At 69.2% G+C, this 879-nt stretch carries 1 protein-coding gene; it reads left to right on the top strand.

Annotated elements, in window-relative coordinates:
- Positions 1-77: 77 nt before the first annotated feature.
- A complete protein-coding gene (locus IE226_RS43685) occupies positions 78-641 on the top strand; it encodes an AAA family ATPase (protein WP_229871998.1) in 564 nt (187 codons plus the stop codon).
- The last annotated feature ends 238 nt before the right edge of the window (positions 642-879 follow it).

The raw sequence follows: 879 nt of genomic DNA, 5'->3' as shown, positions 1-879 counted from the left end.
CAGCGTTTCCGCCTGGTCATGGACTGGGATCACTTCAACGAAACCCGGATCCAGCTGACCTTCAAGGATAACGACGCGTGACATCAAGCCTGCCGCACGGGGTGGGGAGTGCGGACACGCGCCTGATCGTGGTCCGCGGCAACAGCGCCTCGGGCAAGTCCTCCGTCGCGGCCGGCCTGCGCGAGAAATTCGGCCGCAACCTCGCGATCACCGGCCAGGACAATCTGCGCCGCACCGTGCTGCGCGAACGCGACCGGCCCGGCGGCGCCAACATCGGCCTGATCGACCTCACCGCACGCTATGCCCTGGACAACGGCTTCCACGTCGTCGTCGAAGGCATCCTGTACGCCGACCGCTACGCCACGATGCTCCAGAACCTGGTACGCGCCCACCGCGGCGTCTCACGCTGTTACTACCTTCACGTGCCCTACCCCGAGACGGTGCTGCGGCACGCGTCGAAACCCGATGCCGAGTACCGCAAGCACGTCACCGAAGCCCACCTGCGCGACTGGTACCGGGAGAAGGACCTGCTGCCCGACGCCCTGGAAACCGTCATCGACACGGCCAGCACCCTGAACGACACCATCCGGCAGGTCCTGCGCGAGAGCGGCCTGGACCGGCTGAGCCCGATCGACCGCTAGGAAGAACCGGCCGGCTGCGAGCCCTCGAGGACCCTGGCTGGTCTCCCACTCCAGTCAGGGCTCTTTGCGTCTGGTGCCAGGCGCAGCTCGCACCCCGCGCAAGCCCCCGGGCCGTTTCGAGGAGGACGGCCCCGGGGCCCGGCGGGCGCGGGCTCAGGGTGAGACGTCCAGGATCCGGACCCCGGCACTCTCCCAGTCTCCGGGCGTCGTGGTGACGACGCGGGCGCCGTCCGGGCGC

The organism is Streptomyces longisporoflavus (assembly GCF_014649775.1).
Classification (GTDB): domain Bacteria; phylum Actinomycetota; class Actinomycetes; order Streptomycetales; family Streptomycetaceae; genus Streptomyces; species Streptomyces longisporoflavus.
The sequence above is the reverse complement of the archived record's forward strand: the minus strand, read 5'-3'. Positions and strand labels throughout refer to the sequence as shown.